We start from the raw sequence: 24,759 nt of genomic DNA, 5'->3' as shown, positions 1-24,759 counted from the left end.
GTTCCCTCGTCCATGGTCGGCCTGAATTAGGAGACTTTGGCGCGATGAATGTATCACTAAACTCGACGGCGAGCTCGGCACTGTCGCTGCTGACGGGCAACAGGGCGGAATACGACAAGACGCTCAACAAGGTTGCCACTGGGCGGGATGTCGACACCGCGAAGGAAAATGCCGCCTTCTGGTCGATCGCCAAGATGATGGATTCCACCGTGCTGTCCAACAGCGCCGCGCAGGATGCCATCGGCTTTTCCCAGGCGATCACCGATGTCACGGCGATGGGCGTTTCCGCAGCCAGCGATATCGTCACCGAAATCCGCTCCAAGCTGATCCTCGCAGCATCGCTGCCCGGCGGCCGCGACGCTATCAATGGCGAGATCGGCCAGCTGAAGGAACAGCTGAAATCGATCGCCGACTCCTCCGGTTTCGGCGGCGAGAACTGGCTGAAGCTTGGTGCTGGTGAGCAGCCCTCGACCAAGCAGCTGGTCTCGTCGGTCACATCGGATCCGGACGGCAACAGCTCCGTCAACACCATCGACCTCGATACGACAGGCGTCGTGCTGGCCAGCGAGGCCGACGCAGACGACGGCCTGCTCACCGCAGGCTATGGCGTGACGACCCGCACCGGCGGCACCTACACCTATCACCTCCTCGACGCAGGCTCCCAGACACCGGCATCCGGCTCGACGGAGATCGCGGTCAGCGACGACAATACGGCGGACGAGATCGCCGGCATGATCGCCGCCACCGACAAGATCCTTTCCGGTCTGAGCGATGCCAGCGTCAAGGTCGGCGCGACGCAGGCGACCCTGACCGCGCAGAACGAGTTCCTCTACGATCTCAACGATGCCACGACCAGCGGCATCGGCAGCCTGGTCGATACAGATATGGAAGAGCAGTCGGCCAATCTCGCTGCACAGCGGGTGCAGGCACAGTTGCAGGCGCAGATGCTCAACATGGCCAATTTCGATAGCAGGAAATTTAGCCAGCTGTTCCGCTGATCGCTGACATCGCCCCCAATAGAAAAGTCGCCGATGTCATGATCGGCGGCTTTTTTAGTGCTGTCTGGATTGTTATTTCTTGGCGGACGGCCTGGTGCGAATTCTGATGGGCTTGCCCTCGAGCTCGAACTGTCCGGTGCTGCGGATGAGGTCGCTGAGCTTCTTGAAACCAAACGTGCGCGCGTCAAAGTCTGGTGCGATGTTGAGGAGCTGGTTGCCGACTTCGCCGAGAAACATCCATCCATCCTCGGCGTCGGCTTCGGAGAGCACTCGCTTGATCAGCGCAACGGCCGCACTCGGCTGCCTCAGTGGCTCCTTGTCCAAAGCGGCGCTGTCGCCACCCTTGTCTTTGCCCGGCAGCAAGTTCTCGGTGTAGAAGAACCGCCTGCAGGCCTGACGAAAACTCTCGGGCGTCTTCTGCTCCCCAAAGCCATATACATCCACGCCCTGCTCGCGGATGCGCGCGGCTAGGCGGGTAAAATCGCTGTCGGACGATACGAGACAGAAGCCGTCGAAGCGCGCGCTATGAAGCAGGTCCATCGCATCGATCACCAGGGTGATGTCGGACGCGTTCTTGCCGGTCGTATAGGCGAATTGCTGCTGGGGAATGATGGCATACTTGGTGAGGATGTCGGCCCAGCCCTTGGAGCGTGCGGCCGAGAAATCGCCGTAGATCCGGCGCACGCTTGCCTCGCCGATCTTGGCGATCTCCTCGAACAGACCATCGGCGATCTTGGGCGACGCATTATCGGCGTCGATGAGAACAGCAAGGCGTGGCATGCGTGTTTCAGACGGCATAAGATTGCCCCTTGACGGGTCCAAGGCCGACGCGTTCCAGCGTTCTAAGCGCTGACCACCTTGCTCGACGACTTGCCGATACCGGCATAGCAGATGAAATCATCCACCGGCAGCGGCTTGGACCAGTAGTAGCCCTGGCCGACATCGACGCCGAGAAGGCCGAGGATATTGGCGGCGCGTTGGGTTTCCACGCCTTCCGCCACCACCTTGAGGCCGAGTGACTTGGCCATGCGCACGATGGCTTCCACCAGCGCGCCGCTCTGCGGCGTTTCGAACATCGCAAAGACGAAGGACTGGTCGATCTTCAGGGTCGCAATATCGAACTTGCCGAGATTGCTGAGGTTGGAATAGCCCTTGCCGAAATCGTCGAGCGAGAAGGTGATGCCCTTGGCTGCAAGCCGGCTGATCTGGCCCTTGATATCGTATTCGTCTTCGAGCAGCAGCGATTCCGTTAGCTCGAGTTCGAGATACCTAGCCTCGAGCCCGCTGACATAGAGCGCGTCCATGACGATATGCTCGAGCGTGCCGCGCTTGAACTGCACGGCTGAAATATTGACCGCGACGGAAAAACTCGGCGAGCCGAGATCCTGAATCCGCTTGCACTGCATGCAGGCCTCGCGGATCACCCATTCGCCGATCTCGACAATCATGCCGGTGCTTTCGGCAACCGGGATAAACTGATCCGGCGGGATCGGCTTGCCGCCATCCGGGAACCAGCGCAGCAACGCTTCGGCACCTCTTATCTTGCCGGTATCGAGTTCGATCTTCGGCTGGAAGAACAGGTTGAACTCCTGCCTGTCGATCGCCGTCTTAAGCTTTGCCGCCATGGAGACCGACGCAGTCGCCTGGTTGCTCATCGTCTCGTCAAACAGCTTGAACAGGTTGCGGCCGGCGCTCTTGGCCTTGAACATGGCGATATCGGCTTCGCGTCGCAGTCGAGCGAATTCGAAGGCACCCTCCTCGCGGATGGCCGCACCGATCGAGCAAGTGACCATGATGAACTGGTGACCGGAACCAAGCGGTTCGGAGATCTTCTTGCGCATCTGCTCGGCCATCGTCTCGACGGCCTCGGGCGTGATGACGCTTTCGGTCATGACACCGAACACATCGCCGCCGATGCGGAACACGAAGGCGTCGTCATTGGTCACGCTCGTCAGTCGCTCGGCGATCGTCTTCAAGACACCGTCGCCAAAGACATGGCCGAGGGAGTCATTGACCGTCCGGAAATTGTCGAGGCCGATCAGGAACAGGCTGATCTTGGAACTGTCGCTCGCAGCATAGCGGTCACGATATTCCTTTTCGGCCATGAACAGGTTGGGCAGGCCCGTCAGCGCATCGTGGTTGGCAAGGCGGAATATCTCGTCTTCGGAAGCCTTGGCCTTGCGATACTCGCTGTTGTAGCGCGACAGCAGGTGGCGCATGTCATTGGCGAGCATGAACACGGTCACCGCCGTCACCGAATAGAGCATGACGGCATCGCCGACATTCGACCAGTCGAAATAGAAGGCGCTGTAGTCGACCCAATGGTACTCGTTGGCAAATCCGAGCGCGACCGCATTGAGAATAACGGCGACATACATGATAGCGAAATGCCGTGGCGTTGCCAGGATGGCGGTAAACACCAGCGCAATCGCATTGCCGACAATGATCTGGTCGCGCAGCCCATCGCCCTGCCAGGTGATATAGGTCACCGCGATGAAGATTGCCCACAGGAAGATGAACTGTGCCGCCGCCGGGCGGTCGTTGTCGTAGAAACGGCGAGCAGCGAACAGCACGCAGAACACCGATCCTGCAGCAATGCTCAGCCAGATGCCCCGGTCGAAGATAAGATTGTTGACGATGGACAGCACGATCAGCAGGTTGATCGCCACAATCATCTGCTTGACGCGGCGGGCGTTGTACTTGGCAAGCGCCTGGATGACGTCGAACCGACCCGGCTCGGCACCCTGAAGGACATCAGGCGCGGTGCGCCGACCGGCAAGCGTTGTGCCGGCCGTGCCTTCCTCTTTCTTCTTGAACCAATCAAAAGCCATTTATTACCCAATAGGCTGGACGAAATTCGCACTGCACTTCCGCACAGATGGAATGTCCATCCGGCCTCCTGTTTGCAGACGGCCCCATTGGGGATGGCCTGCAGGAAAACCTGTATTCGCCAAGCCGCCCTCTTCGGACGGATTGACGCCATCTGGTCCGGAATAAACCCGATGTGCTAGCAAACGCTTAAAACCGGTGCGTCAAAACAGCTCCGATGCGACTATTTGCGCCCATGGTTGATTTTCCGTTTCGGATTTTGATCCAAGTGTTAATAGGACTGCAGAATCGCTGAACGGATCTCATTTCCATGGAAAGACCAGAACTTCCCCAGGGCCTCCCGGCCGATATCGACGACAAGAAGCAGGCGGCACGCAACTGGTTCGAAAGCCTGCGCGACCACCTTTGCGCGGCCTTCGAGAGGCTGGAGACCGAGCTTTCCGGGCCGCTTTCCGACTATCCGCCCGGCCGCTTCGAGAAAAAGCACTGGCAGCGGGACGAAGGTCGTGGCGGCGGCGGCACGATGTCGACGCTCGAAGGCCGGGTCTTCGAAAAAGCCGCCATCCACACTTCAACAGTTTATGGCGAATTTTCGGCCGACATGCGCAACCAGATGCCCGGAGCTGCCGAGGATCCCCGCTTCTGGGCCTCTGGCATATCCCTGATTGCCCACCCCGTGAACCCGAATGTTCCCGCCGTGCATATGAACACCCGCATGGTGGTGACATCGTCCTGGTGGTTCGGCGGTGGCGCGGACCTGACGCCGGTGCTCGACCGCCGCCGCAAGCAGGAAGATCCCGACAGCAAGCTCTTTCATCGCGCGCTGGAAATTGCCTGCGGCCGTCACAAGGTCGCCGATTACCCGAAGCTCAAGAGCTGGTGCGACGACTACTTCTTTCTCAAGCACCGCAACGAGGCGCGCGGCATCGGCGGCATCTTCTACGACTGGCAGCATTCGGACGACGAAGCCGGCGGCTGGGACGCCGATTTCGCCTTCACCCGGGATGTCGGCCGCGCTTTCGGCCTCGTCTACCCCAAGATCGTCACCGACAATTTCAACACGCCCTGGACCGAAGAAGACCGCGACGAGCAGCTCGTACGCCGTGGCCGCTACGTCGAATTCAACCTGCTCTATGACCGCGGCACGACATTCGGCCTGAAAACCGGCGGCAATGTCGAGGCGATCCTCTCGTCGCTTCCGCCGGTGGTGCGCTGGCCGTAACCGGGGCAACCGCGCGTCAACCCGGTGATACTGTGCTGACATGGGTCATACTATGAAGAGGCACCCATCAGGCTCGCGGATTGGTTGGAACAATCACGCCCTCAAAAGTGTGATTTTTGAACCTGTAACCGGTGACTCGTATCGAGCTGAACCCGGTTATCCACAGGCACTCCGCCCCAAATCGATACACGCAGAATGTCATATTTTTTAAACCTAATATATGCTATGAGTCGGTTCGTCCCTGATCAGCCGGAGGAGGTTATCATGGCAGTGACTGAGGATCGAAATCCGGGCATCGAGAAAACGCAAGAACCGCAAACACTCAATTTCATTGAGCGCATTTCCTACTTCGAGCAATTCACGCCCATCGAAGCCGACAACGACAATACGACGTCGCCGAATACGCATCGGCAACCCGCATCAGCCTGCTTCGATGCATGGGCTATGCCGGAATACATGCGCAATTAGAGCCGTTGTTCCGGAACCAAAATCCATTTCAGCTGCGAGAAAATAAAAAGCCCGGTGCGGGAGGAGTTGCACCGGGCTTTAATAATGACTGACAACTGGGAGGAGGAGTGTCGCCAGTCTGGATGAAGGGGCTCGGGAGGAGGTGAACCGCTTCATTAATATGACTATATTATTGCACTGCGGCAAATGCAAGAGAAATTTTGCGCGTTGCAAAATTTTTCGTTGGCACACTAATGATTGAGGCTGGCAAGCAACTCGTCTTTCGAAAGTGCAAAGCCGGACGCGACCCAGCTTTGCTCCAATCGTTCGAGAAGATTCCCGATCTCCGGCCCCGCTTCCATGCCGCGCGCGAGCAGATCGGCACCCTTGAGCGGAAACGCCGGCCGTTGCCATTGCCGAGTTTCCTCAAGCCGCTTCGTCATGTGGCCGATGCGCCGCAAAGCCTCCAGATCGTCCTCGCCCTTGCCGACGGCACTGGCGATCGCCAGTTTCAGCTTGGTCACTGCACCCTCGGAGCCGTGTTTGTAGAGCAGCTTTTCGAACTGGCCGCCTGCCATGGTCTCGGCGACATCCGGAAACTCCGAAAACTGGCTAAAGAAGCCCTTCTCGGCGCCGGACATTTTCAACCGCTCCACCATTGCCTTCAGCCGTTCGGGGACCGGGGGCACGATCGCGGCCAGCCGGAGCAACGGATCCGGATTCCAGCCGAACTGTCGCTCGGCGCGAATGAGCGCTGGCATGAGGTCGATGCCCCATTTCTCGGTCTCGGGCAGCACTTCGGTCAAAACGCCGGCCGTCCGCATCCACAGCAGAGCGCGGACTGGATCCTCTGCGGACAGCAACTTGCGAACTTCGGCCCACACGCGTTCGGCTGACAGGGACTGCAGGCTTTTCTTGGCGGCTGCACTTGCCTTCAGCCCCTCTGCGTCCGGACGTCCTTGGCCATAGTAAGCAAAGAATCGGAAGAACCGCAGGATGCGGAGGTGATCTTCCTCGATGCGTTTGGCTGCCGAACCGATGAAGCGGATCGTCGCCGTCTTGATGTCATCGAGCCCGCCGACATAGTCATGCACCTCGCCCTTGTCGTCGGCATAGAGCGCATTGATGGTCAGGTCCCGCCGTTCGGCGTCTGCCCGCCAGTCGTCGGTGAACTCGACCTCGGCATGACGGCCATCGGTCTCGACATCCCTTCGGAGCGTCGTGACCTCGAACGGACGGCTATTGACCACGAGCGTCACCGTGCCATGCTTGAGACCGGTCGGAACGCATTTGACGCCGGCTGCTTCCGCTCGCTCCAACACCATTTCAGGACGCAGCGTCGTGGCAATATCCATGTCGCTGACCGCAATGCCCATCAGGCTGTTGCGCACAGCGCCGCCCACCACACGCCCCTCGCCGCCGTTGCTGTTGAGCAGCGCGAGAACCTGCGTCAGATCCTTGTCGGTAAACCACGCCTCGGAAGCGATGCTGGTCATTCATAAAGCCTTTCATAGATCGAACGCACGATGCCCGCGGTGATGCCCCAGATCCGCCAATCCTCATAGGGCATGACATAGTAGTTGCGCTTGAGATTGCGAAACATCGCACTTTCGCGGACGTGGTTATCCGGGTTCATCAAAAACGACAGCGGCACGTCGAAGACCTCCTCGACCTCGTGCGGATTGAGCGTCAACTCGAAGCCCTGCCGCACCACCGACAGGACCGGCGTGATCCGGAAACCGGACAGAACCGGGATCGAGGGCAGATGGCCGATAACATCGACAAAATGGCGGGCAAGCCCGATCTCTTCTTCGGCTTCACGAAGCGCTGCCACCTCGGGCGTTTCTGCATGGTCGAGCTTGCCGCCCGGAAAGGCGATCTGGCCGGAATGCTTGCGCAACGTCGAGGTCCGTTGTGTAAAGATGACCCGCGCCTCGTCGCCAGCGTCAACCACGGCGACCAGCACGGCCGCATCGCGCAATTCCATACCTTCCAAGCCATGCTCGGCGCCGATATTGAGCCGGTAATCGCCATATTGCAGGTAATCGCCCGGATTGTCCTGAATATGCGTTTCGGCGCGGCGCCGGAACTCGGCAGCGGAAAACAGCGCGCTCATCGAAACCAACTCAGTATCTCTGCGCGACAGCTCTTCACGTCGAAAGTCTTTCCAGTTCGTCTGCCCGCATCACCGGGAAAAGCACGCCGGCCGAGCGCACGCAAAACATTGCGACACCATCGATCTCCGCCGTTTCGCCCAATTCCACCAGATCGTACATCACCGGTCGCGACACCAACGCTTCGAGATTGCCCCTGACATGCAGATAGGGTTTCAGCTCCTGGTTTTCACCGGCGATTTCGAAGCGTAGCAGATGCTCCGGCCCGGCCTGTGAGACATCGCCGACATTGGTACGGAATGTGAATTTCTGTGCAGCACCCTCGCCTTCCACCGCCATCTCGACGGCGACGAAAGGTGCATCCTCGACGCGGATCCCAACCTTCTCCACCGGCGTGACCAGATAGGTCTTGCCGTCGTCATCTCGGCGCAAGACGGTGGAAAACAGCCGCACTAGGGGCTGCCGGCCGATAGGCGTGCCCATGTAGAACCACGTGCCGTCGGATTTGATCTCCATGTCGATGTCGCCGCAAAAGGGCGGATTCCACCGCTCGACCGGCGGCAATCCATGCGTGCCGGCATTGGTATCTGCAGCCGCGCGTGCGATCAGCGCGGCGAGATCGCCGGCATCTTTTTGCGTGCTGATTTCGCCGCTTGCCATGCTTCTGTCCTTATCGCATCCGATATGGTGACGCAATCTTGATTGGAATCGTGCTTGTCAGGTGTTGTTACCCCTGTCAGGTTACAAAGCAAACCGGAACGATCGGATTTTTCGATTCGAACCCTAACGCCAACATCCCGGAGGGCTACATGGGCGCAGTGACACCGGCAGACCAGCCACTCGACGAAAAAGCCGTCGCGGCCGAGGCCGAAAGGGCGCTTGCCGACATCGCCGCAATCAAGGCCGAGACCGCCAAGGTCATTTTCGGGCAGGAAAAGGTCGTCGAACAGACCGTGCTGGCGATCCTTTCGGGCGGCCATGCGCTGCTGGTCGGCGTGCCGGGTCTTGCCAAGACCAAGCTGGTCGCAACACTCGCGACAGTGCTGGGACTTGCCACCAGCCGCATCCAGTTCACGCCCGACCTCATGCCGTCCGACATCCTTGGTTCCGAAGTGATGGACCAGGACGAACACGGCAAGCGCACGTTCCGTTTCGTGCAGGGCCCGGTATTCACAGAATTGCTGATGGCCGACGAAATCAACCGCGCCAGCCCACGCACCCAGTCAGCACTCCTACAGGCGATGCAGGAATATCACGTGACGATCACCGGCCAGCGCTATGACTTGCCGCAGCCGTTCCATGTGCTGGCGACCCAGAACCCGCTGGAGCAGGAAGGCACCTATCCCCTGCCCGAGGCACAGCTCGACCGTTTTCTCCTTGAAATCGACGTCGAGTATCCCGATCTTGCGGCCGAACGCCAGATCCTGCTTGAAACGACGGGCACATCCGAAGCCAAGGTCTCGCCTGTGCTCGAGCCCGCGCGCCTCTTGGAAATCCAGACGCTCATCCGCCGCATGCCGGTTCCGGAAAGCGTGGTCGACGCCATCCTCAAGCTCGTCCGTTCCGCCCGCCCGGGCAATGGCAGCGAGATCGCCGACAGCCGCATTGCCTGGGGTCCAGGCCCGCGTGCCGGCCAGTCGCTGATGCTGACTGCCCGTGCCCGTGCCCTCTACCAGGGCCGTTTCGCGCCCTCGATCGATGATGTCGTGGCACTGGCCGGCCCCGTGCTGCAGCACCGCATGGCCCTGACATTTGCCGCGCGCGCCGATGGCGTCACCATGAAGGATGTCATTGCCCGGCTCGTCGAGCCTTTGAAGCACTGAGAGGTAACGCAAGAACTTGGCGCCCCTAGGCCAGAAAATCGTCGCGACGACACCGAGTGCAGCACTTGTCAGGGCGCGTGAACGTGCTCGCCTCTTGCCGGATTGTCTCGTGGAGGCAAAGCGCATCGCCAATACGGTGATCGCCGGCTGGCATGGCCGCAAAAAGCGCGGCGTCGGCGAAAATTTCTGGCAGTTCCGGCCTTTCGTTGAAGGCGACAGCCTGTCGCGTGTCGATTGGCGCCGCTCGGCCCGCGACGACCACACCTATATCCGCGAGCGCGAATGGGAGGCCGCGCATACGATCTGGCTCTGGGCCAGCCTGTCGCCCTCGATGATGTTCAAGTCGACGCTCGGCACCGTCTCCAAGGAAAGCCGCGCGCTGGTGCTGATGCTGGCCACCGCCGAGATCATGGCCCGCTCCGGCGAACGCATCGGCTGCCCCGGCGTGATGGAGCCGATCGCCGCGCGCAACGCCGCTGAGCGATTGGCGCATGCACTGCTGCATGCCGATCTCGTGGACAGCCTGCCCGACACCTCGATGATCCGTGGATCAAGCGACATCGTGCTGTTCAGCGACTTTCTCGACCCGGTACCCGAGACCTTGGCGCGCCTGCAGCCGCTTTCGCAACGCGGGTTGCGCGGCCATGTCATCGAAATCGCTGACCCCGTCGAGGAAACCTTCCCCTATGCCGGACGTATCGAGTTTTCCGACCCGAGCACGGGCCAGAAATTCCTCTCGGGCCGCTCCGAAACTCTGCGCGACGACTACCGCCAGGCCTATTTCGCCCGGCGTGAAGGCTTGCGCGACGGCATGCGGCACATGGGCTGGAACTTCATCGCCCACAACACATCGCGCCCGGCATCTGAAGCGCTGGTCTCGGTGCATATGTATCTCTCCGGCCAGCCCGGCCGCGCTGAAGTGGGAGGGCACTGATGGGTGCGCTCGCCTTCACCTCGCCACTGATCCTGCTCGCACTCGCCGCACTGCCGATCATCTGGTTGCTGTTGCGCATCACGCCGCCACGTCCTGAACGCGAGGTATTTCCACCTTTCCGCATCCTGCTCGCTTTGCGCAAGCGTGAGGAAACGCCGGCGACCACGCCTTGGTGGCTGATGCTGTTGCGGCTGCTGCTGGCGGCCGCGCTGATCGTCGCGCTGGCTGGTCCACTGCTCAATCCCAATCTTCGCGCCGTCGGCCTGAGCGGTCCGTTGGCCATCGTCTTCGACAACAGCTGGGCGAGTGCCCCGAGTTTCGAGAAGCGTCGCGCCACCGCCGAAATGCTGGTACGCGAGGCTTCCGAGCAGGACCTGCCGGTCAGCCTGGTCTTCACGGCGGAAGAAACTCACGACGCTACCCTCAAGCGCGCCGACGACCAGCTCAAGGTGTTGGCAGCCGCTCGCCCTGCCCCACTACCGGCCGACCGCCAAGCCATCGGCGCCGCGCTCGCAACCGCCTTCGCCGATACAAAACCGGCGATGATCGCGCTGTTCAGCGATGGCATCCGCTCCGATGGCGACGCGAAATTCTTCGAAAGCCTCAAGGCACTCTCCGGCCAGGTCAGCCTCTACGGCGCCGACAACACGGATGCGATGACCATCACCGGCGCCGTTAACGCAGCGGATCGGCTGACGCTCTCGCTGACCCGGCTCGAAACCGCGCTGCCGCAATCCGTCGTCGTCTCGGCACGCGACATGCAGGGCCGCATCCTGGGCTCTTCCAAGGTGGATTTTGCAGCCGGCAAGGCCGATGCGCAGGGCGTCATCGAGGCGCCGTTCGAGCTGCGCAACGACTTCGCCCGACTGACAATCGACGGGCACGAGACAGCCGGCGCGGTACGACTGCTCGACGACAGCTTCAAGCGCCGCAGCGTCGGCCTGATTTCCGGTGAAAGTGCTGACCGCAGCCAGCCGCTGCTCTCGCCGCTCTATTACATCAGCCGTGCACTTTCGCCCTTCGCCAATTTGAGCGAACCACAGACCTCCGACCTTGCCACTTCCATTCCCGCGATGACCAAAGCCGAACCGGCTGTGATCGTGCTCGCCGATATCGGCCGGATGCCGGCAACGGCCGAGACTGCGCTGAGCAAATGGATCCAGAACGGCGGCACGCTGGTGCGTTTTGCCGGCCCCCGGCTTGCGGCAGCACCGGCCGACGATCCGCTGATCCCGGTGCGCCTGCGCCAGGGCGAGCGCGCGCTGGGTGGGGCCATGTCCTGGGCCGAGCCGCAGCCGCTCGACGCCTACCCGCGAACCAGTCCCTTCGCCGGCCTGCGCAAACCGCAGGGCGTGCTGGTCAACCGCCAGGTACTCGCCGAGCCGACAAGCGAATTGCAGAACCTGACTTGGGCCAGCCTCGCCGATGGCACGCCGCTGGTGACCGGGCGCAAGATCGGCGCCGGCCGCATCGTGCTGTTCCATGTCAGTGCTGAATCCTCCTGGTCCAACCTGCCGCTATCCGGCGATTTCGTCGAAATGCTGCGGCGGATCGTCCAACTCTCTCATACGGCGGGCGGTGCAGTCACGGCTGACGGCAAGACGGTGCTGGCACCCTATCGCCTGCTCAACGCCAACGGCCAACTGACCACCGAAAAGGGCCTGGCAAAGCCGATCGAGGCTGGCGCCAAAACCACCGTGTCCTATGCTCACCCGCCAGGTCTCTATGGCAGCGACGATGGCTTCCAGGCGCTCAACCTGTTCAGTGAGAACGCCAAGCTGGAACCAATTGCCCCGCCCGCCGATTTGAGCATCACGCGCGCCGGCTTTGCAGGCGATGACAGCGTGTCCTTGAAACCCTGGCTGCTGGCGGGTGCCGTTTTGCTGGCACTTCTCGATACGATCATCATGCTGTTTCTGGGTGGCGCCTTTGCGCGCCGCGCTGGTGCGACGGCGGCCGCCATGCTGGCATTGACGATGGGGCTTGGCATGGTCAGCCCCGACCATGCCCGTGCCGACGATTCCAAGCCCGGCGATGCACAACTGATGGCGCGGCTGGACAAGACCCACCTCGCGTATGTGATTACCGGCGAGTCCGAGGTCGACAAGATCTCCGAGCGTGGCCTCGCCGGCCTCACCGACTATCTCTACTACCGCACCACGCTTGAACCCGGAGATCCGGTCGGCGTCGACATCTCCAAGGATGAGCTTGCGGTTTTCCCGATCCTTTACTGGCCGGTGACTGCGACTGCCAAGATGCCCACGCCGGAAACCATCAGCCGGATCGACGCCTATATGCGCGCCGGCGGCACGGTGCTGTTCGACACCCAGGACCAGTTCTCGGCGATCACCGCGACCGGCAATGTCAGCCCCAACACCGAGCGGCTGCGGGCGATCCTCGCCAATATCGACATCCCGCCGCTGGAGGCTGTGCCGTCCGACCATGTGCTCGCAAAAGCCTTCTATCTCTTGAAATCCTATCCCGGCCGCTATTCCGGCAGCCCGCTCTGGGTCGAGGCATCGTCGCGCGGCAAGGCCGATCCGAACCGCCCTGCCCGGGCCGGCGATGGCGTGACCCCGATCATGATCACCGGCAACGATTTTGCCGGCGCCTGGGCCGTGGACAGTCTCGGCGCACCGATGCTGCCGCTGGTACCACCGGATGAGAACCAGCGCGAAATGGCCTACCGCACCGGCGTCAACATCATGATGTATATGCTGACCGGCAACTACAAGGCAGACCAGGTGCACGTGCCCGCGCTGCTCGAAAGGCTGGGCCAATAGCATGAGCATTGTCTTCGAGCCGCTTCTATCACCCTGGCTGATTGGCCTGCTTGCCGCAATCGCGGCAGCTCTGTCCGCCTTTTCCCTCTATCGCCGCCAGCGCGGCTCTGCGATCCGCACCATCGCGCTGGCGCTGCTGATCGGCGCGCTCTGCAATCCGCTTGTCATCCGCGAGGAGCGCGAGGCGCTGCCGACCGTCGTCGCCATCGCCGCCGACCGCAGCCAGAGCCAGGATGTCGGCGATCGCAAGCAGCAGACCGACAAAGCCGTGCTGGCGCTGAAAGCCTCGCTCGCCCGCTATGGCGGCATCGAAACACGCGTGATCGACGCAGCCGCCGACACCGGCTCCGACACGCCTTCGACGCATCTTTTCTCCACGCTCGCCAGCGCGCTGGAAGACGTGCCGCCGTCGCGGATCGGCGCCATCATCGCCGTCACCGACGGCCAGGTGCACGACCTGCCCGAAAACAATCAGATTGCCGGCATCGACGCGCCTGTGCATGGGCTGATCACCGGCCATGCCGGCGAATACGATCGCCGCATCGAAATCGTCAAAGCGCCGCGCTTCGGCATCGTCAACCTCGACCAGGAAGTCTCGCTACGTGTCGTCGACGACGGCATCGCCCAGAACGCGCCGGCCGAGATCACCGTCAAGGTCAATGGCGAGGTCGTCAATCGTATCGAAGCCCAGCCCGGCGCCACCCGCACCGCCCGTTTCAAGCTGCCGCGCGCCGGCAACAACATCCTTGAGGTTTCGGTCGAGGAGATTGCCGGCGAGGTCACGCCGGTCAACAACCGCGTCGTCCAGTCGATCGACGGCATCCGCGAAAATCTCCGCGTCCTGCTGGTGTCAGGCGAGCCGCATGCCGGCGAACGCGCCTGGCGTAACCTGCTGAAATCCGACGCATCGGTCGATCTGGTGCACTTCACCATTCTTCGTCCGCCGGAGAAGCAGGATGGCACGCCGATCAACGAGCTGTCGCTGATCGCCTTCCCCACCCGCGAACTGTTTGTCGAGAAGATCAAGGATTTCGACCTGATCATCTTCGATCGCTACCAGCATCGGGGTGTGCTGCCGATCCTCTACTACGACAACATCGCCCAATATGTGAAGGAAGGCGGCGCGCTGCTGCTGGTGTCCGGTCCCGAACATGCCGGCAATGAATCGCTGGCCTATACGCCGCTCGAAACCGTGCTGCCCGCCATGCCCACAGGCGGCATGAACGAAAAGCCGTTCTATCCACGCCTCTCGGCAATCGGCGCCAAGCATCCGGTAACGCGAGGCCTGAACGGTGCCAATAGCGAACCGCCGCATTGGGGCCGCTGGTTCCGCTCCGTTGGCGTCAACCCGCCCGAAGGCAACGTCGTCATGGACGGGCCGGACAAGTCACCGCTGCTGGTGCTGTCGCACAATGGCGAGGGCCGCGTTGCCATGCTGCTGTCCGACCAGGGCTGGCTCTGGGCGCGCGGCTTCGAAGGCGGTGGTCCGCATATCGATCTTTACCGCCGCATCGCCCATTGGCTGATGAAGGAACCCGCGCTCGAAGAAGAAGCGTTGACGGCGCGTGCGCTGGGCCGCGATATCGAGATCACCCGCCAGACACTCAAGGACACCGCGCCCAGGGCCCTCATCAAAAAGCCGGATGGCACGACATCGGAAGTAACATTGACCTCTTCCGAGCCCGGCCTGTTTCGCGGCACGCTAAAGACCGCTACCAACGGCCTCTACGAGGTCAGGAATGACGACTTCACCACGCTTGTGCATGTCGGTGCCGTCGATGCGCCGGAGTTCCGCGAGATGGTCTCGACCACCGAAAAGCTCGCGCCGCTTGCCAAAGCCAGCAAAGGCATCGTCAAGCGCCTCGATGACGGCAATGGCGACATCACCCTGCCGCAGATCCTCACCGTACGCGGCCAGGTGCGGCTCGACGATCCCGACCGCATGGTGATCCGCATGACCGACGAGACGGCGCTGAAGGGCGTGACGTCACTGCCCCTGTTTGCCGGTTTCCTCGGCCTTGGCCTGATGATGCTGGCAATCGGCTCCACGTGGTGGCGCGAGGGACGGTAAGCATCAGGCTGCTTCAGCAGCCTGCCTGATCTGTTCGGTGATCCATTCATTCAGGCTTTTGTTTGCGGCCGCTGCGGCTATCACCGCCGCCGCATGAAGCTCGGGCTCCAATCGCACATTGAACCGTCCAGAAAACTGCTTGAGCGGCTCGATGCCCTTTTCGCGGCACATGTCCAGATAGACCTTCAGCGACCGCTGTCCCTCCGTCTCCAGACTTTCGACGTCAGCCGCATAAAAATCCGCGCCGCCCGAAAGGCCGAGAAATTCACCCCGCAGCAGGCCGATATCCGGGTCGAAGGACACAACCGCCTTCTGCCCGTCGATTTCCAAAACATTCTTCATGGCTTCACTCCATGGCTTTCCAGCCATTTTCTGATACTGACGATGGCACCTTTGTCTGTGTCCGGAGAGGGATGCGGCTTATGGAAAACACGCACTTCGCCGAACAGGAACACGCCGACCCGTGAGCCTTCACGTTCGCTGATCTCGGCTCCGAGTTCCCGAAACAGGCTTTCAACCTCAAGCCACCTGATCGAACCGCTCACAGGCCTGGAATAGATCTTTTCGAGCGTGGCCTGATGCTTTCGTTTCATGAACATATGGTACCATATTTTGGCACCAGATCAAGAACGCCGACTGTCGCTAAAACAGTAACAACAAAAGCCGGGCACTGGACCCGGCTTTCAAATCTGCAAATATCAGCTCAAACGTTACTCACCGCGGCGGGTTGTCTCGAACAGGAACCACGCCCGGCGCTCGCTCTCGTCGATCCAGTTCTCGAGCAGGCTGGCGGTGGCGACGTCATTATGTTCGTCGCAGGTCGCGTGCACGGCACGCATGATCGAGACAAGTTGCTTGTTGTCGCCGTGAAGTTCGGCGAGCATATCATCCGGCGTCACATAGGCGGCATCGTTGTCGAGAATGCGCTGCAGCTTGGCGATCTGTCCGATCGAGCGCAAGGTCGCGCCACCGATCTTGCGGGCGCGCTCGGCGATATCGTCGGTCATGGCGAAGATCTGCTCGGCCTGCTCATCCAGCATCAGGTGGTAATCACGGAAATGCGGACCGGACATGTGCCAGTGGAAATTCTTCGTCTTGAGGTAGATGGCGAACGTGTCCGCGAGCAGTGCGGTCAGCGCTGCCGAGATTTCGGCCGTGGCGTTTGACCCGAGATCGGTGGGCGTAGCCAATGGCGCCTTGCGCCCTTTTTCGGCTTTTGTACGATCCATGATGCTTCTCCTTGACGCTTTGATCAGGTTTGAGGCGGCGGGTGCTTGGGATCAAACCCGCTCTGGCCGCAGCCGCGACAATGCTCCCCGGATGCATCACAGTCGAGAGGAAAACGCGCCCACCATTATCGCGAGCGCGGGTTATGATTCTCAGAAAATAGTCAGGCGACGGCGCGTGCCAGCATCTCGATTTCGGCGTCGGTCTTCCGCCAGGCGATCACGCCCTTGAGACGCCCATGCACCGTATCATTGAACGGCACGACAAGAACCCGGCTCGGATCGACCGGCCCCGGAAAGCTGAGTGCGCCATAGGCGACCTTCTCGAAGCCGAGCGGCATGTAGTAGGGCGGATCGCCAACCAGGATCACGCCTTCGGAACCCTTCTTGCGGGCGGCTTCGATGGCGATGCGCACGAGTTCGCGGCCGATGCCCATATTCTTGTGCGATGGCTGGACGGCGAGCGGTCCCAGCAGGTGGCCCTTGACCGAACCTGCGAGTACCGGCGTCATCCGTACCGAGGCAATGGTCTCGCCGCGATCGGCGCAGATGAAGGAGAGCGCGATGTCATGCGGTCCCTGCTCGCGAATGCGGGCAGCGGCACGGGCAAACCGGCCGGGGCCGAAGGCCTCTTCGTTGATATGGTCGATGGCCGCATCATGGGATGCGTCTTCGGTCAGGTAGACGAGGTCATGCTTTTTCATGGGAAGGACACGCTAAATTCAGGCTGACAATAACGATGAGGCCGGCGCGCTGGGGAGCGTGCTGGCAAAAGAGGTTCATCGCGGTCGTCGCAGCAGTGTCATGCCTTGTAAGGCTCCAGAATTTAGAAGTGGCAGCCGGATAGCAGGAAATTTTCTTTTCGCCAAGAGCCAAAACGCACCGTTCATCAAAATAGCACTCGCAAAAGCCCGAACGGATTGCGACATTGCCATCAACACGAAGGAGATTTTCTTATGGGCCTGCTTGTAAATGGCGTCTGGCACGATGTTTGGTACGACACGAAGGATTCCGGCGGCCAGTTCGTCCGCTCAGGCTCGAAATTCCGCAACTTCATCACCGCAGACGGCGCGCCTGGCCCCACCGGCAAGGGCGGTTTCGCAGCCGAGAGCGGCCGCTATCACCTCTATGTCTCCTACGCCTGCCCCTGGGCGCACCGGACGCTGATCTTTCGCAAGCTGAAAGGCCTGGAAGACCATGTTTCGGTCTCTGTCGTGCATCCGCTGATGCTGGAGAAAGGCTGGGTGTTCAAGGAAGAACAAGGCGGCGCGACGGTCGATCATCTCTTCGGCTCGGCGACGCTCTCGGACATCTATGTCAAAGCCGATCCGGCTTACTCCGGTCGCGTGACCGTCCCCGTCCTCTGGGACAAGAAGACGAATACGATCGTCTCCAATGAATCTGCGGAGATCATCCGTATGTTCAATTCGGCCTTCGACCACATCACCGGCAACAACCAGGATTTCTACCCGCAAGAACTGCGGGCGGAGATCCACGCCCTCAACGCCTATGTCTACGACAACATCAACAACGGCGTCTACAAATGCGGCTTTGCGACGACGCAGTCAGCCTATGAGCAGAATTTCGATGCGCTGTTTGCCGCACTGGACACGATCGAAACCCGCCTCGAAGGGAACCGCTACCTGTTCGGGGATCGACTGACGGAAGCCGACTGGCGGCTGTTCACGACCCTGGTTCGTTTCGACCCGGTTTATGTCGGCCACTTCAAATGCAACAGGCAGCGGATCGCCGATTATCCTAACCTTTCGGGCTATCTGCACGATCTCTATTCGACGCCGCGAATCAGCGACACGGTGAACATGAACCACATCAAACGTCACTATTATGGGAGCCACAGAACCATCAATCCGAATGGCATCGTCCCGGTTGGGCCCGAGCTTGATTTCGTATAGAATTTCGGTTCTTAGCAGGCGAACTTGCGGGTTTCCGCAAGTCGCCAGCCCAAGCGAAAACGGCGCCGAAATTTTTACGGAACTGCACGCATTGCGTGATTAAAATATCGCGTAAATCATTACTAAAAATAGTGCTATTTTAGCAATTCAAGATAAACATTCGTTAATAACCGAAGCGTAGATTCCCCTATCAGTTGCGGCATGGCGCCGTTCAACTGGGGGATACTAAGATGGGTATATTAGGGATTGGTAGTCGTGATGTAGCAAATGAAATGGCAGCAATTGGCGCTTCCCAAGCTGTCATCAAATTTAATCTAGACGGCATAATTCTCGATGCGAACGCGAATTTCTGTCAGGCGCTCGGTTACGAGCTGAAAGAAATCATCGGCAAGCATCACAGCATGTTCGTTGACCCCACCTATGCAAGCTCCCATGAGTACCGGGAGTTCTGGGCCAACCTCAAGGCCGGCAAGTTCGATCGCCGCCAATACAAGCGGTTCGCCAAGGGCGGCCGCGCGATCTGGATAGAAGCTTCCTACAACCCGGTCTTCAAGAACGGCAAGCCCGTCAAGGTCATCAAGGTCGCCACCGACATCACCGAAGCTAAGCGCCGGGCGATGGAAGACGCCAGCAAGCTCGATGCACTGTCGCGCTCGCAGGCTGTCATTGAGTTCACGCCGGCAGGCATCGTTCTTGATGCCAACGACAATTTCTGCGGCGCGCTCGGCTATGCGAGGGACGAAATCGTCGGCAAGCATCACAGTCTGTTTTGCGATCGAGAATATATCAAGACCGAGGAGTATCGCCAGTTCTGGCAGCGTCTCGCCAGCGGCGAGTTCTTCTCCAACGAGTTCGTGCGCTACAACAAGGCGGGCCAGCAGGTCTGGATCCAGGCGGCCTACAATCCGATCTTCGACGATGCCGGCAAGGTCATCAAGGTCGTGAAATTCGCCACCGACGTGACCCAGCGGATGAACTCGGTCGACAAGCTCGGCGGCGGGATTTCAGAAGTCGCGCACGGCAATCTTCTGGTTCATCTCGACCAGCCACTGGTGCCGAGCATGGAAAAAACCCGCATCGATTTCAACACCGCAGTCAGCAAATTGCGCACCACCGTCCAGGGCATTTACGAAAATGCCGGCGTCATCTCCTCCAATGCCCAGCATCTGCAGGACGCCTCCGACACCATCGCCAAACGCACCGAACAGCAGGCGGCATCGGTGGAAGAAACCGCAGCCGCGCTCGAGGAGGTCACCACCACGGTGGCGGACTCATCCACCCGGGCTGTCGAAGCAGGGCAGTTGGTCACGGCTACCCGGATCGCCGCCGAGAAATCCGGCCAGGTCGTGCAAACTGCCATAGAGGCCATGGGACGCATCGAGAATTCGTCCAAGGAAATCAGCAACATCATCGGTGTCATCGATGAGATTGCCTTCCAGACGAACCTTCTGGCACTGAATGCTGGCGTCGAGGCGGCCCGCGCTGGCGAATCCGGCAAGGGCTTTGCAGTCGTCGCCCAGGAAGTCCGCGAACTCGCCCAGCGCTCGGCAAAGGCCGCAAAGGAGATCAAGGCGCTGATCAATATCTCCTCGCAGCAGGTCGACACCGGCGTGACACTGGTCAACCAGACCGGCGTGGCATTGACCGAGATCGTCGCGCAGGTGGCCCGCATCGACCAGAATGTAGCGGCAATTGCCGACTCCGCCCGCCAGCAGTCGATCGGGCTGAAGGAGATCAATAGCGCCGTCAACATGATCGACCAGGGCACCCAGCAGAACGCGGCCATGATCGAGGAGTCGAATGCGGCGAGCAATTCGCTGGCAAACGAGATCCAGTCGCTTATCGACCAGCTCAGGCAATTCCAGTTCGGCGATAGCCACGATCATCATGGCGGGACCCATCACGGGCATCATGTACCACGGCTGAGCGTGGTGCACGCGCCCTCGAGGTGAGCGTTACCAGATTTCGTCGTAAGGCGCGGCGCCTGAAAGCTCCTTCAGGCGCCGTTTCGTTGCCGAGGTCGTGCCTTCCGGCAGCGCGTCGAGGGCGTAAAAGCCGCTTTCCACGATTTCATGGTCCTTCACGCGCGGCGCGGTCTGCCGAACCTTGCAGCGATAGAAGACCACGTGGTCGCGCTTGGATGTGCGGCTGTTGAAATAGATATGCATGAGTTCGGGCGGCGCGGTGAGTTCGAGATTGCCCTCTTCGCGCAGTTCCTTGGCAATTGCCTGTCCCACCGTTTCGCGGCGCTCGACGCCGCCACCCGGCATGTGCCAGCCGGGAATGTAGGAATGGCGGACGAGAAAGATGCGGCCCTGGTCGTCAAAACAGGCGGCGCGGACGCCGATGGTCATGCCTTTGATAAAGAAATACGCCGTATGGGCGATGCGGGTGAGGATGCGGTAGCGCAGCGCACTCAATTCCGGTGGGGTGAAATCATCGGCCATGCTATTGCTATTGCTCCATTCCGGACGAGCCCCTATGTTGGCGGCAATGTTTACCCTTGCCCACATCTCCGACGTCCATCTCGGCCCTCTTCCGAATATGTCGTTCGGCGAATTGATGTCCAAACGCATTACTGGATATGTGAACTGGCAGCGCAACCGGCGCAAGCATCTTTTTGGCAATACGCTCGAATTGCTGATCGCGGATATGAACAAGCGCCATCCCGATCATTTGGCGATCACCGGAGACCTTGTCAATCTCGCCGCCAGCATCGAGATCGATGCCGCCGCCCTCTGGCTGAAAACCTTGCCGCATTCATACGATGTTACCGTAGTTCCGGGCAATCACGACGCCTATGTGCCGAATGCCATCGACGAGGCCGTGGAAAAATGGGCGCCGTGGATGAGTGGCGACCGGCCCGGCGAAGACGGCCATCGCTTTCCCTTCCTGCGCATTCGCAAGAACGTGGCGCTGATCGGTCTGTCAACGGCAACCGCGACGCCGCCTTTCATGGCGTCAGGCTATTTCGGCAGCAACCAGGCCCGCCGCTTCGCCAATCTGCTGCGGGCAACGGGCGATGCCGGCCTGTTTCGCGTCGTGTTGATCCATCATCCGCCGATCCGCGGCGCTACGGCCAATTACAAACGCATGATGGGCATCCGCCGCTTTGCTGCTGCCGTGCATCTGGGCGGCGCTGAACTTGTCCTGCACGGCCACACCCACCTCAACACCGTCAATTGGCTGAGTGGCCAGGCGGGTGTGCAGGTGCCCGTGGTCGGCATCGCCTCCGGCAGCCAGGCCCCCGGCGGCAAGAAGCCTCCGGCCGCCTATAATCTCTTCCACATCGGTGGTGAGCAAGGCAACTGGATTCTGTCGCGCGAGCGCTATTCGCTGACCGCAGACGGCGCCGGATTTGCTCTCGCGGAAGCCGCGACACTCGTCAATCCAGCGTACGCTTGAAGCGCAGCAGCGCCATTCCCGCAAAGGCCGCGATGAAGACGAACAGGATCGTGACCTCAAAGGATATGTCCTGCCAGATCGCACCCTTCAGCATCACGGCACGAACGATGCGAATGAAATGCGTCAACGGGAATATCTCGCCCAGCCATTGCGCCCAGACCGGCATGCCGCGGAACGGGAACATGAAGCCCGAGAGCAGCAGCGACGGCAGGAAGAAAAAGAATGTCAGTTGCATCGCCTGCATCTGCGATTCCGCCACCGTCGAGATCGTGTAGCCCAGCAGCACCAGAGCCAACACGAAGGCCAGGATGGCCCCCAGCAAGAGGCCGAGGGAACCTGCGAAGGGAACATGGAAGACCAGCTTGGCGGCAATCAGCACGACGGAGACCTGCACCGCTCCGACCGTCAGGTAGGGCAGGATCTTGCCGAGCATGATCTCGAATGGCGTCGCCGGCATGGCGAGCAGGTTTTCCATCGTGCCGCGCTCGATCTCACGGGTGAGCGCCATCGACGTCATCATCACCATCGTCATCTGCAGGATGACGCCCAGCAGGCCCGGCACGATATTGTATTGGGTGATACCTTCGGGATTGTAGCGACGCTGCACGACAACTTCGAGCGCATGCGTCTGCATTTCCGCCGACTGCGCCTCAGTCCCTTGCTCGCGTTGCAATGCCTCCGAGGCAACGCTCGAAAGTGTCGAGATCGCACCGGAAGCCACCGATGGATCGGTCGCATCCGCCTCGATCAGGATCTGTGGATGGTCGCCGCGATCGACCCGACGCGCAAAGTCGGATGGGATGGTGACGACGAACGATACCTGGCCGCTCTGGATCAGATGCTCCGCCTTCTCGGCGCTCTCGCCGACCGACACGAAGCGGTAATAGCCGGTCAGTTCCAGCGCCGAGACCATTGCGCGAACATAGTGATCCGACGAGGAGGTCACGAGCACCGCCGGCAGGCTCTTCGGATCATTGTTGATGGCAAAGCCGAAGAGCAGAAGCTGCATCAAGGGCACGCCGAGCATCATTGCGAAGGTGATGCGGTCCCGCCGCATCTGGATGAACTCCTTGGCAAGCAGCGCCCTGAGCCGCATCGGCGAGAACAACCGGTTCATCCCATATTGTCCTTCGAGCCGCTCATGAACTGGATGAACACGTCTTCGAGGCTCGTTTGTCCTTCGGCCACCTCGAGACCCTGGCGGTTGCGATAGGGTTCAAGCGCCTTTTCGAGAGCGGCCTTGTCGCGGCCGACCACATGCAGCGCAGCCCCGAATGGGGTGACCTGATCCACCCCTTCTACGCCGCGTAGTTCCTCCGCAATCGTATCGACCCCCTCGCCTTCCAGCACAAAGGTGTGCAGGCCGGCATTCTGCACGACCTCCTCGACGGTGCCGCTGGCAAGCAGCTTGCCATAGGAGATGTAGTTGATGCGGTGGCAGCGCTCCGCCTCGTCCATATAATGGGTGGACACCAGCACGGTCATTCCATGCGCAGCGAGCCGATGGATCTCGTCCCAGAATTCGCGCCGCGCCTTGGGGTCGACACCAGCAGTCGGTTCATCGAGCAGCAGCAGCTTCGGCTCGTGCATGATGCAGGCCGCCAGCGCCAGCCGCTGCTTCCAGCCGCCGGAGAGCTTGCCAGCCAGTTGATCCTTGCGCGACGTCAGGCCGAGATCGGCAAGCGTGCGCTCCACATAGTCGCGGGGCGTCAGCCCATAAAGGCGCGCCACGAACATCAGGTTCTCTTCGATCGACAGATCCTCGTAGAACGAGAACTTTTGGGTCATGTAGCCGACCTGCCGCTTGATCTGCTGGCTCCTGGTCGCCAGATCGAGGCCAAGCACCGTGCCGGTACCCGCGTCGGGCGTCAGCAATCCGCACATCATCCGGATCGTCGTTGTCTTGCCGGAGCCGTTCGGACCGAGAAAGCCGGCAATCTCGCCCGCCGCCACGCTCATCGACACATGATCGACGACAGTCTTGTCTCCATATTTCTTGACCAGTCCCTGAACCTCGATCGCGTTCATGAGGGATCGGCCGCGAGCATCGCATCGACAATCTGGCCCGGCTTCAACAGGGGCTGGTCGCCTTCCGGCCGTGCCTCGATGAGATAGACGAGCTTCTGGCGGTTCTGCAGCGAATAGATCACCGGCGGCGTGAATTCCGGCCCATTGGATATGTAGGAAATCCGGGCGCGCACATCCCCGCCACAGCCGTCGCAGTGGATGGTGAGGATCGTTCCCAGCTTCAGGCCGGAGAGATACTGCTCGCCGACATAAAGGCGCACCTTCACCGCTCCATCGGGAAGCACGGAAACCACGGGCTGCGAAGGCCCCGCGACTTCGCCGGGATGGCGGACGATGTCACTGATGACGCCGTCGGAAGGCACCCTCAGGCGGCGATGGTCAAGACGCCAGCGGGCATCTTCGAGCTTCGCCTCGGCCTGCTTTACCTGGGCGTCCGCAGCATCGATTTCCTGTGGTCGGGCAGGAAGGCGGGCAACCGCGAGATTGGCTCTGGTCTGGCTGACAAGCGCATCGGCTTGCTCCAGCGCCGAGGCAGCTTGATCGAGATCCGCCTTGGCATTGATGCCGCGCTTGGCGAGATTGCTTTCGCGAGCGAAGACCCGCTTTGCCTCCGCTGCCTGGGCCTGCGCAGACAAGAGGGTCGCCGCGATGACGTCGATCTCCTCCGGTCGCTTGCCCTCCTTGAGATTGGCGAGTTGTGCCTTCGCCTGCTCGAGCGCCGCCTCCGCCTCACGAATGGCAATGTCCGCATCGGACGATTCCATCTGCACCACCACCTCGCCCTTTAAAACGCGATCACCGCGCTTCCTGGCGAGCGATACGACGCGGCCCGTCTCCACGGGCGCGACCAGCACATACTCGCCCTCGACGTAGCCGGTGGCCATCGGCAGCGGCGGCGCGCAGGCACCGAACAATCCGGCAATCAGCGGCAGGCTGCAGAGAAAGTCCATGATCCCTCCCCGAGGC

Annotated in this window: 23 protein-coding genes; 10 read left to right on the top strand and 13 right to left on the bottom strand. The window is 60.7% G+C overall.

The genetic code is table 11. The annotated features are described in order from the left end of the window. The first annotated feature begins 44 nt into the window (after positions 1 to 44). The gene (locus ACXHRN_RS05370) at positions 45 to 998 is read left to right on the top strand and encodes a flagellin N-terminal helical domain-containing protein (RefSeq protein WP_488640308.1); all 954 of its coding nucleotides are present in this window, start codon (positions 45 to 47) and stop codon (positions 996 to 998) included. A gap of 72 nt (positions 999 to 1,070) precedes the next feature. Here ACXHRN_RS05370 and ACXHRN_RS05365 read toward each other — a convergent pair whose 3' ends face one another. Together ACXHRN_RS05365 and ACXHRN_RS05360 are read right to left on the bottom strand one after the other, a co-directional pair. After that, positions 1,071 to 1,796 carry an NYN domain-containing protein gene (locus ACXHRN_RS05365; protein WP_488640307.1) on the bottom strand — a complete coding sequence of 242 codons (726 nt, stop codon included), beginning with the start codon at positions 1,794 to 1,796 and terminating at the stop codon, positions 1,071 to 1,073. Positions 1,797 to 1,840: 44 nt separating this feature from the next. After that, entirely contained in the window at positions 1,841 to 3,829 is a 1,989-nt protein-coding gene (locus tag ACXHRN_RS05360; RefSeq protein ID WP_488640306.1) for a putative bifunctional diguanylate cyclase/phosphodiesterase, read from the bottom strand. A 308-nt stretch (positions 3,830 to 4,137) separates the two neighbouring features. Between ACXHRN_RS05360 and hemF the strand changes: the two genes are divergently transcribed. Both hemF and ACXHRN_RS05350 read left to right on the top strand, forming a co-directional pair. Beyond that, positions 4,138 to 5,049: an oxygen-dependent coproporphyrinogen oxidase gene (gene hemF / locus ACXHRN_RS05355; RefSeq protein WP_488640305.1), complete on the top strand. Its 912-nt coding sequence runs from the start codon at positions 4,138 to 4,140 to the stop codon at positions 5,047 to 5,049. Positions 5,050 to 5,313: 264 nt separating this feature from the next. Then, positions 5,314 to 5,517 carry a hypothetical protein gene (locus tag ACXHRN_RS05350; RefSeq protein WP_488640304.1) on the top strand — a complete coding sequence of 68 codons (204 nt, stop codon included), beginning with the start codon at positions 5,314 to 5,316 and terminating at the stop codon, positions 5,515 to 5,517. Between the two features lie 230 nt (positions 5,518 to 5,747). Here the strand turns inward: ACXHRN_RS05350 and ACXHRN_RS05345 are convergent, their stop codons facing one another. From ACXHRN_RS05345 to ACXHRN_RS05335, 3 genes are read right to left on the bottom strand one after another with little or no spacing between them, the layout of a single operon-like run. Further along, positions 5,748 to 6,992 carry a CCA tRNA nucleotidyltransferase gene (locus ACXHRN_RS05345; protein WP_488640303.1) on the bottom strand — a complete coding sequence of 415 codons (1,245 nt, stop codon included), beginning with the start codon at positions 6,990 to 6,992 and terminating at the stop codon, positions 5,748 to 5,750. Continuing rightward, the gene (locus ACXHRN_RS05340; protein WP_488640302.1) at positions 6,989 to 7,612 is read right to left on the bottom strand and encodes a CoA pyrophosphatase; all 624 of its coding nucleotides are present in this window, start codon (positions 7,610 to 7,612) and stop codon (positions 6,989 to 6,991) included. The genes ACXHRN_RS05345 and ACXHRN_RS05340 overlap by 4 nt, the downstream gene beginning before the upstream one ends. Before the next feature lie 34 nt (positions 7,613 to 7,646). After that, on the bottom strand, positions 7,647 to 8,270 hold the full coding sequence (locus ACXHRN_RS05335; RefSeq protein WP_488640301.1) for a DUF1285 domain-containing protein: 624 nt from the start codon (positions 8,268 to 8,270) through the stop codon (positions 7,647 to 7,649). A gap of 149 nt (positions 8,271 to 8,419) precedes the next feature. On the opposite strand from ACXHRN_RS05335, the gene ACXHRN_RS05330 reads away from it, so the two are divergent. From ACXHRN_RS05330 to ACXHRN_RS05315, 4 genes are read left to right on the top strand one after another with little or no spacing between them, the layout of a single operon-like run. Further along, entirely contained in the window at positions 8,420 to 9,433 is a 1,014-nt protein-coding gene (locus ACXHRN_RS05330) for an AAA family ATPase (protein ID WP_488640300.1), read from the top strand. Between the two features lie 16 nt (positions 9,434 to 9,449). After that, positions 9,450 to 10,367, top strand: coding sequence for a DUF58 domain-containing protein (locus ACXHRN_RS05325; protein WP_488640299.1), 918 nt, complete (start codon positions 9,450 to 9,452; stop codon positions 10,365 to 10,367). Continuing rightward, complete coding sequence (locus ACXHRN_RS05320) at positions 10,367 to 13,150, top strand: DUF4159 domain-containing protein (RefSeq protein ID WP_488640298.1); 2,784 nt, start codon at positions 10,367 to 10,369, stop codon at positions 13,148 to 13,150. Before ACXHRN_RS05325 ends, ACXHRN_RS05320 begins: the two co-directional genes overlap by 1 nt. 1 nt (position 13,151) lies before the next feature. Beyond that, positions 13,152 to 15,221 carry a hypothetical protein gene (locus ACXHRN_RS05315; protein ID WP_488640297.1) on the top strand — a complete coding sequence of 690 codons (2,070 nt, stop codon included), beginning with the start codon at positions 13,152 to 13,154 and terminating at the stop codon, positions 15,219 to 15,221. 3 nt (positions 15,222 to 15,224) lie between these two features. Here ACXHRN_RS05315 and ACXHRN_RS05310 read toward each other — a convergent pair whose 3' ends face one another. From ACXHRN_RS05310 to ACXHRN_RS05295, 4 genes are all read right to left on the bottom strand, one after another. Then, positions 15,225 to 15,563, bottom strand: a complete 339-nt coding sequence (locus tag ACXHRN_RS05310; RefSeq protein ID WP_488640296.1) for a type II toxin-antitoxin system HicB family antitoxin — start codon at positions 15,561 to 15,563, stop codon at positions 15,225 to 15,227. Then, the gene (locus ACXHRN_RS05305; protein ID WP_488640295.1) at positions 15,560 to 15,814 is read right to left on the bottom strand and encodes a type II toxin-antitoxin system HicA family toxin; all 255 of its coding nucleotides are present in this window, start codon (positions 15,812 to 15,814) and stop codon (positions 15,560 to 15,562) included. Before ACXHRN_RS05305 ends, ACXHRN_RS05310 begins: the two co-directional genes overlap by 4 nt. A gap of 117 nt (positions 15,815 to 15,931) precedes the next feature. Beyond that, positions 15,932 to 16,450, bottom strand: a complete 519-nt coding sequence (locus ACXHRN_RS05300; RefSeq protein ID WP_488640294.1) for a Dps family protein — start codon at positions 16,448 to 16,450, stop codon at positions 15,932 to 15,934. 161 nt (positions 16,451 to 16,611) lie between these two features. After that, entirely contained in the window at positions 16,612 to 17,151 is a 540-nt protein-coding gene (locus ACXHRN_RS05295) for a GNAT family N-acetyltransferase (protein ID WP_488640293.1), read from the bottom strand. Positions 17,152 to 17,403: 252 nt separating this feature from the next. Between ACXHRN_RS05295 and ACXHRN_RS05290 the strand changes: the two genes are divergently transcribed. Together ACXHRN_RS05290 and ACXHRN_RS05285 are read left to right on the top strand one after the other, a co-directional pair. Next, positions 17,404 to 18,360, top strand: a complete 957-nt coding sequence (locus tag ACXHRN_RS05290; protein ID WP_488640292.1) for a glutathione S-transferase family protein — start codon at positions 17,404 to 17,406, stop codon at positions 18,358 to 18,360. Between the two features lie 230 nt (positions 18,361 to 18,590). After that, positions 18,591 to 20,312, top strand: a complete 1,722-nt coding sequence (locus ACXHRN_RS05285) for a methyl-accepting chemotaxis protein (RefSeq protein WP_488640291.1) — start codon at positions 18,591 to 18,593, stop codon at positions 20,310 to 20,312. Between the two features lie 3 nt (positions 20,313 to 20,315). On the opposite strand, the gene ACXHRN_RS05280 is transcribed toward ACXHRN_RS05285, so the two are convergent. Further along, positions 20,316 to 20,807, bottom strand: a complete 492-nt coding sequence (locus tag ACXHRN_RS05280; protein WP_488640290.1) for an NUDIX domain-containing protein — start codon at positions 20,805 to 20,807, stop codon at positions 20,316 to 20,318. A 46-nt stretch (positions 20,808 to 20,853) separates the two neighbouring features. Here ACXHRN_RS05280 and ACXHRN_RS05275 point away from each other — a divergent pair, with 46 nt between their 5' ends. Next, a complete protein-coding gene (locus ACXHRN_RS05275; RefSeq protein WP_488641835.1) occupies positions 20,854 to 21,765 on the top strand; it encodes a metallophosphoesterase family protein in 912 nt (303 codons plus the stop codon). Here ACXHRN_RS05275 and ACXHRN_RS05270 read toward each other — a convergent pair. The 3 genes from ACXHRN_RS05270 to ACXHRN_RS05260 are packed head-to-tail and all read right to left on the bottom strand — an operon-like array spanning position 21,746 to position 24,743. Then, positions 21,746 to 22,882, bottom strand: a complete 1,137-nt coding sequence (locus ACXHRN_RS05270; RefSeq protein ID WP_488640289.1) for an ABC transporter permease — start codon at positions 22,880 to 22,882, stop codon at positions 21,746 to 21,748. The two genes, ACXHRN_RS05275 and ACXHRN_RS05270, sit on opposite strands and share 20 nt — an antisense overlap. Continuing rightward, entirely contained in the window at positions 22,879 to 23,793 is a 915-nt protein-coding gene (locus tag ACXHRN_RS05265) for an ABC transporter ATP-binding protein (RefSeq protein WP_488640288.1), read from the bottom strand. The genes ACXHRN_RS05270 and ACXHRN_RS05265 overlap by 4 nt, the downstream gene beginning before the upstream one ends. After that, positions 23,790 to 24,743 carry an HlyD family secretion protein gene (locus ACXHRN_RS05260; protein WP_488640287.1) on the bottom strand — a complete coding sequence of 318 codons (954 nt, stop codon included), beginning with the start codon at positions 24,741 to 24,743 and terminating at the stop codon, positions 23,790 to 23,792. Before ACXHRN_RS05260 ends, ACXHRN_RS05265 begins: the two co-directional genes overlap by 4 nt. Positions 24,744 to 24,759: the final 16 nt, after the last annotated feature.

Source organism: Shinella sp. OV683 (assembly GCF_057787725.1).
The sequence above is the reverse complement of the archived record's forward strand: the minus strand, read 5'-3'. Positions and strand labels throughout refer to the sequence as shown.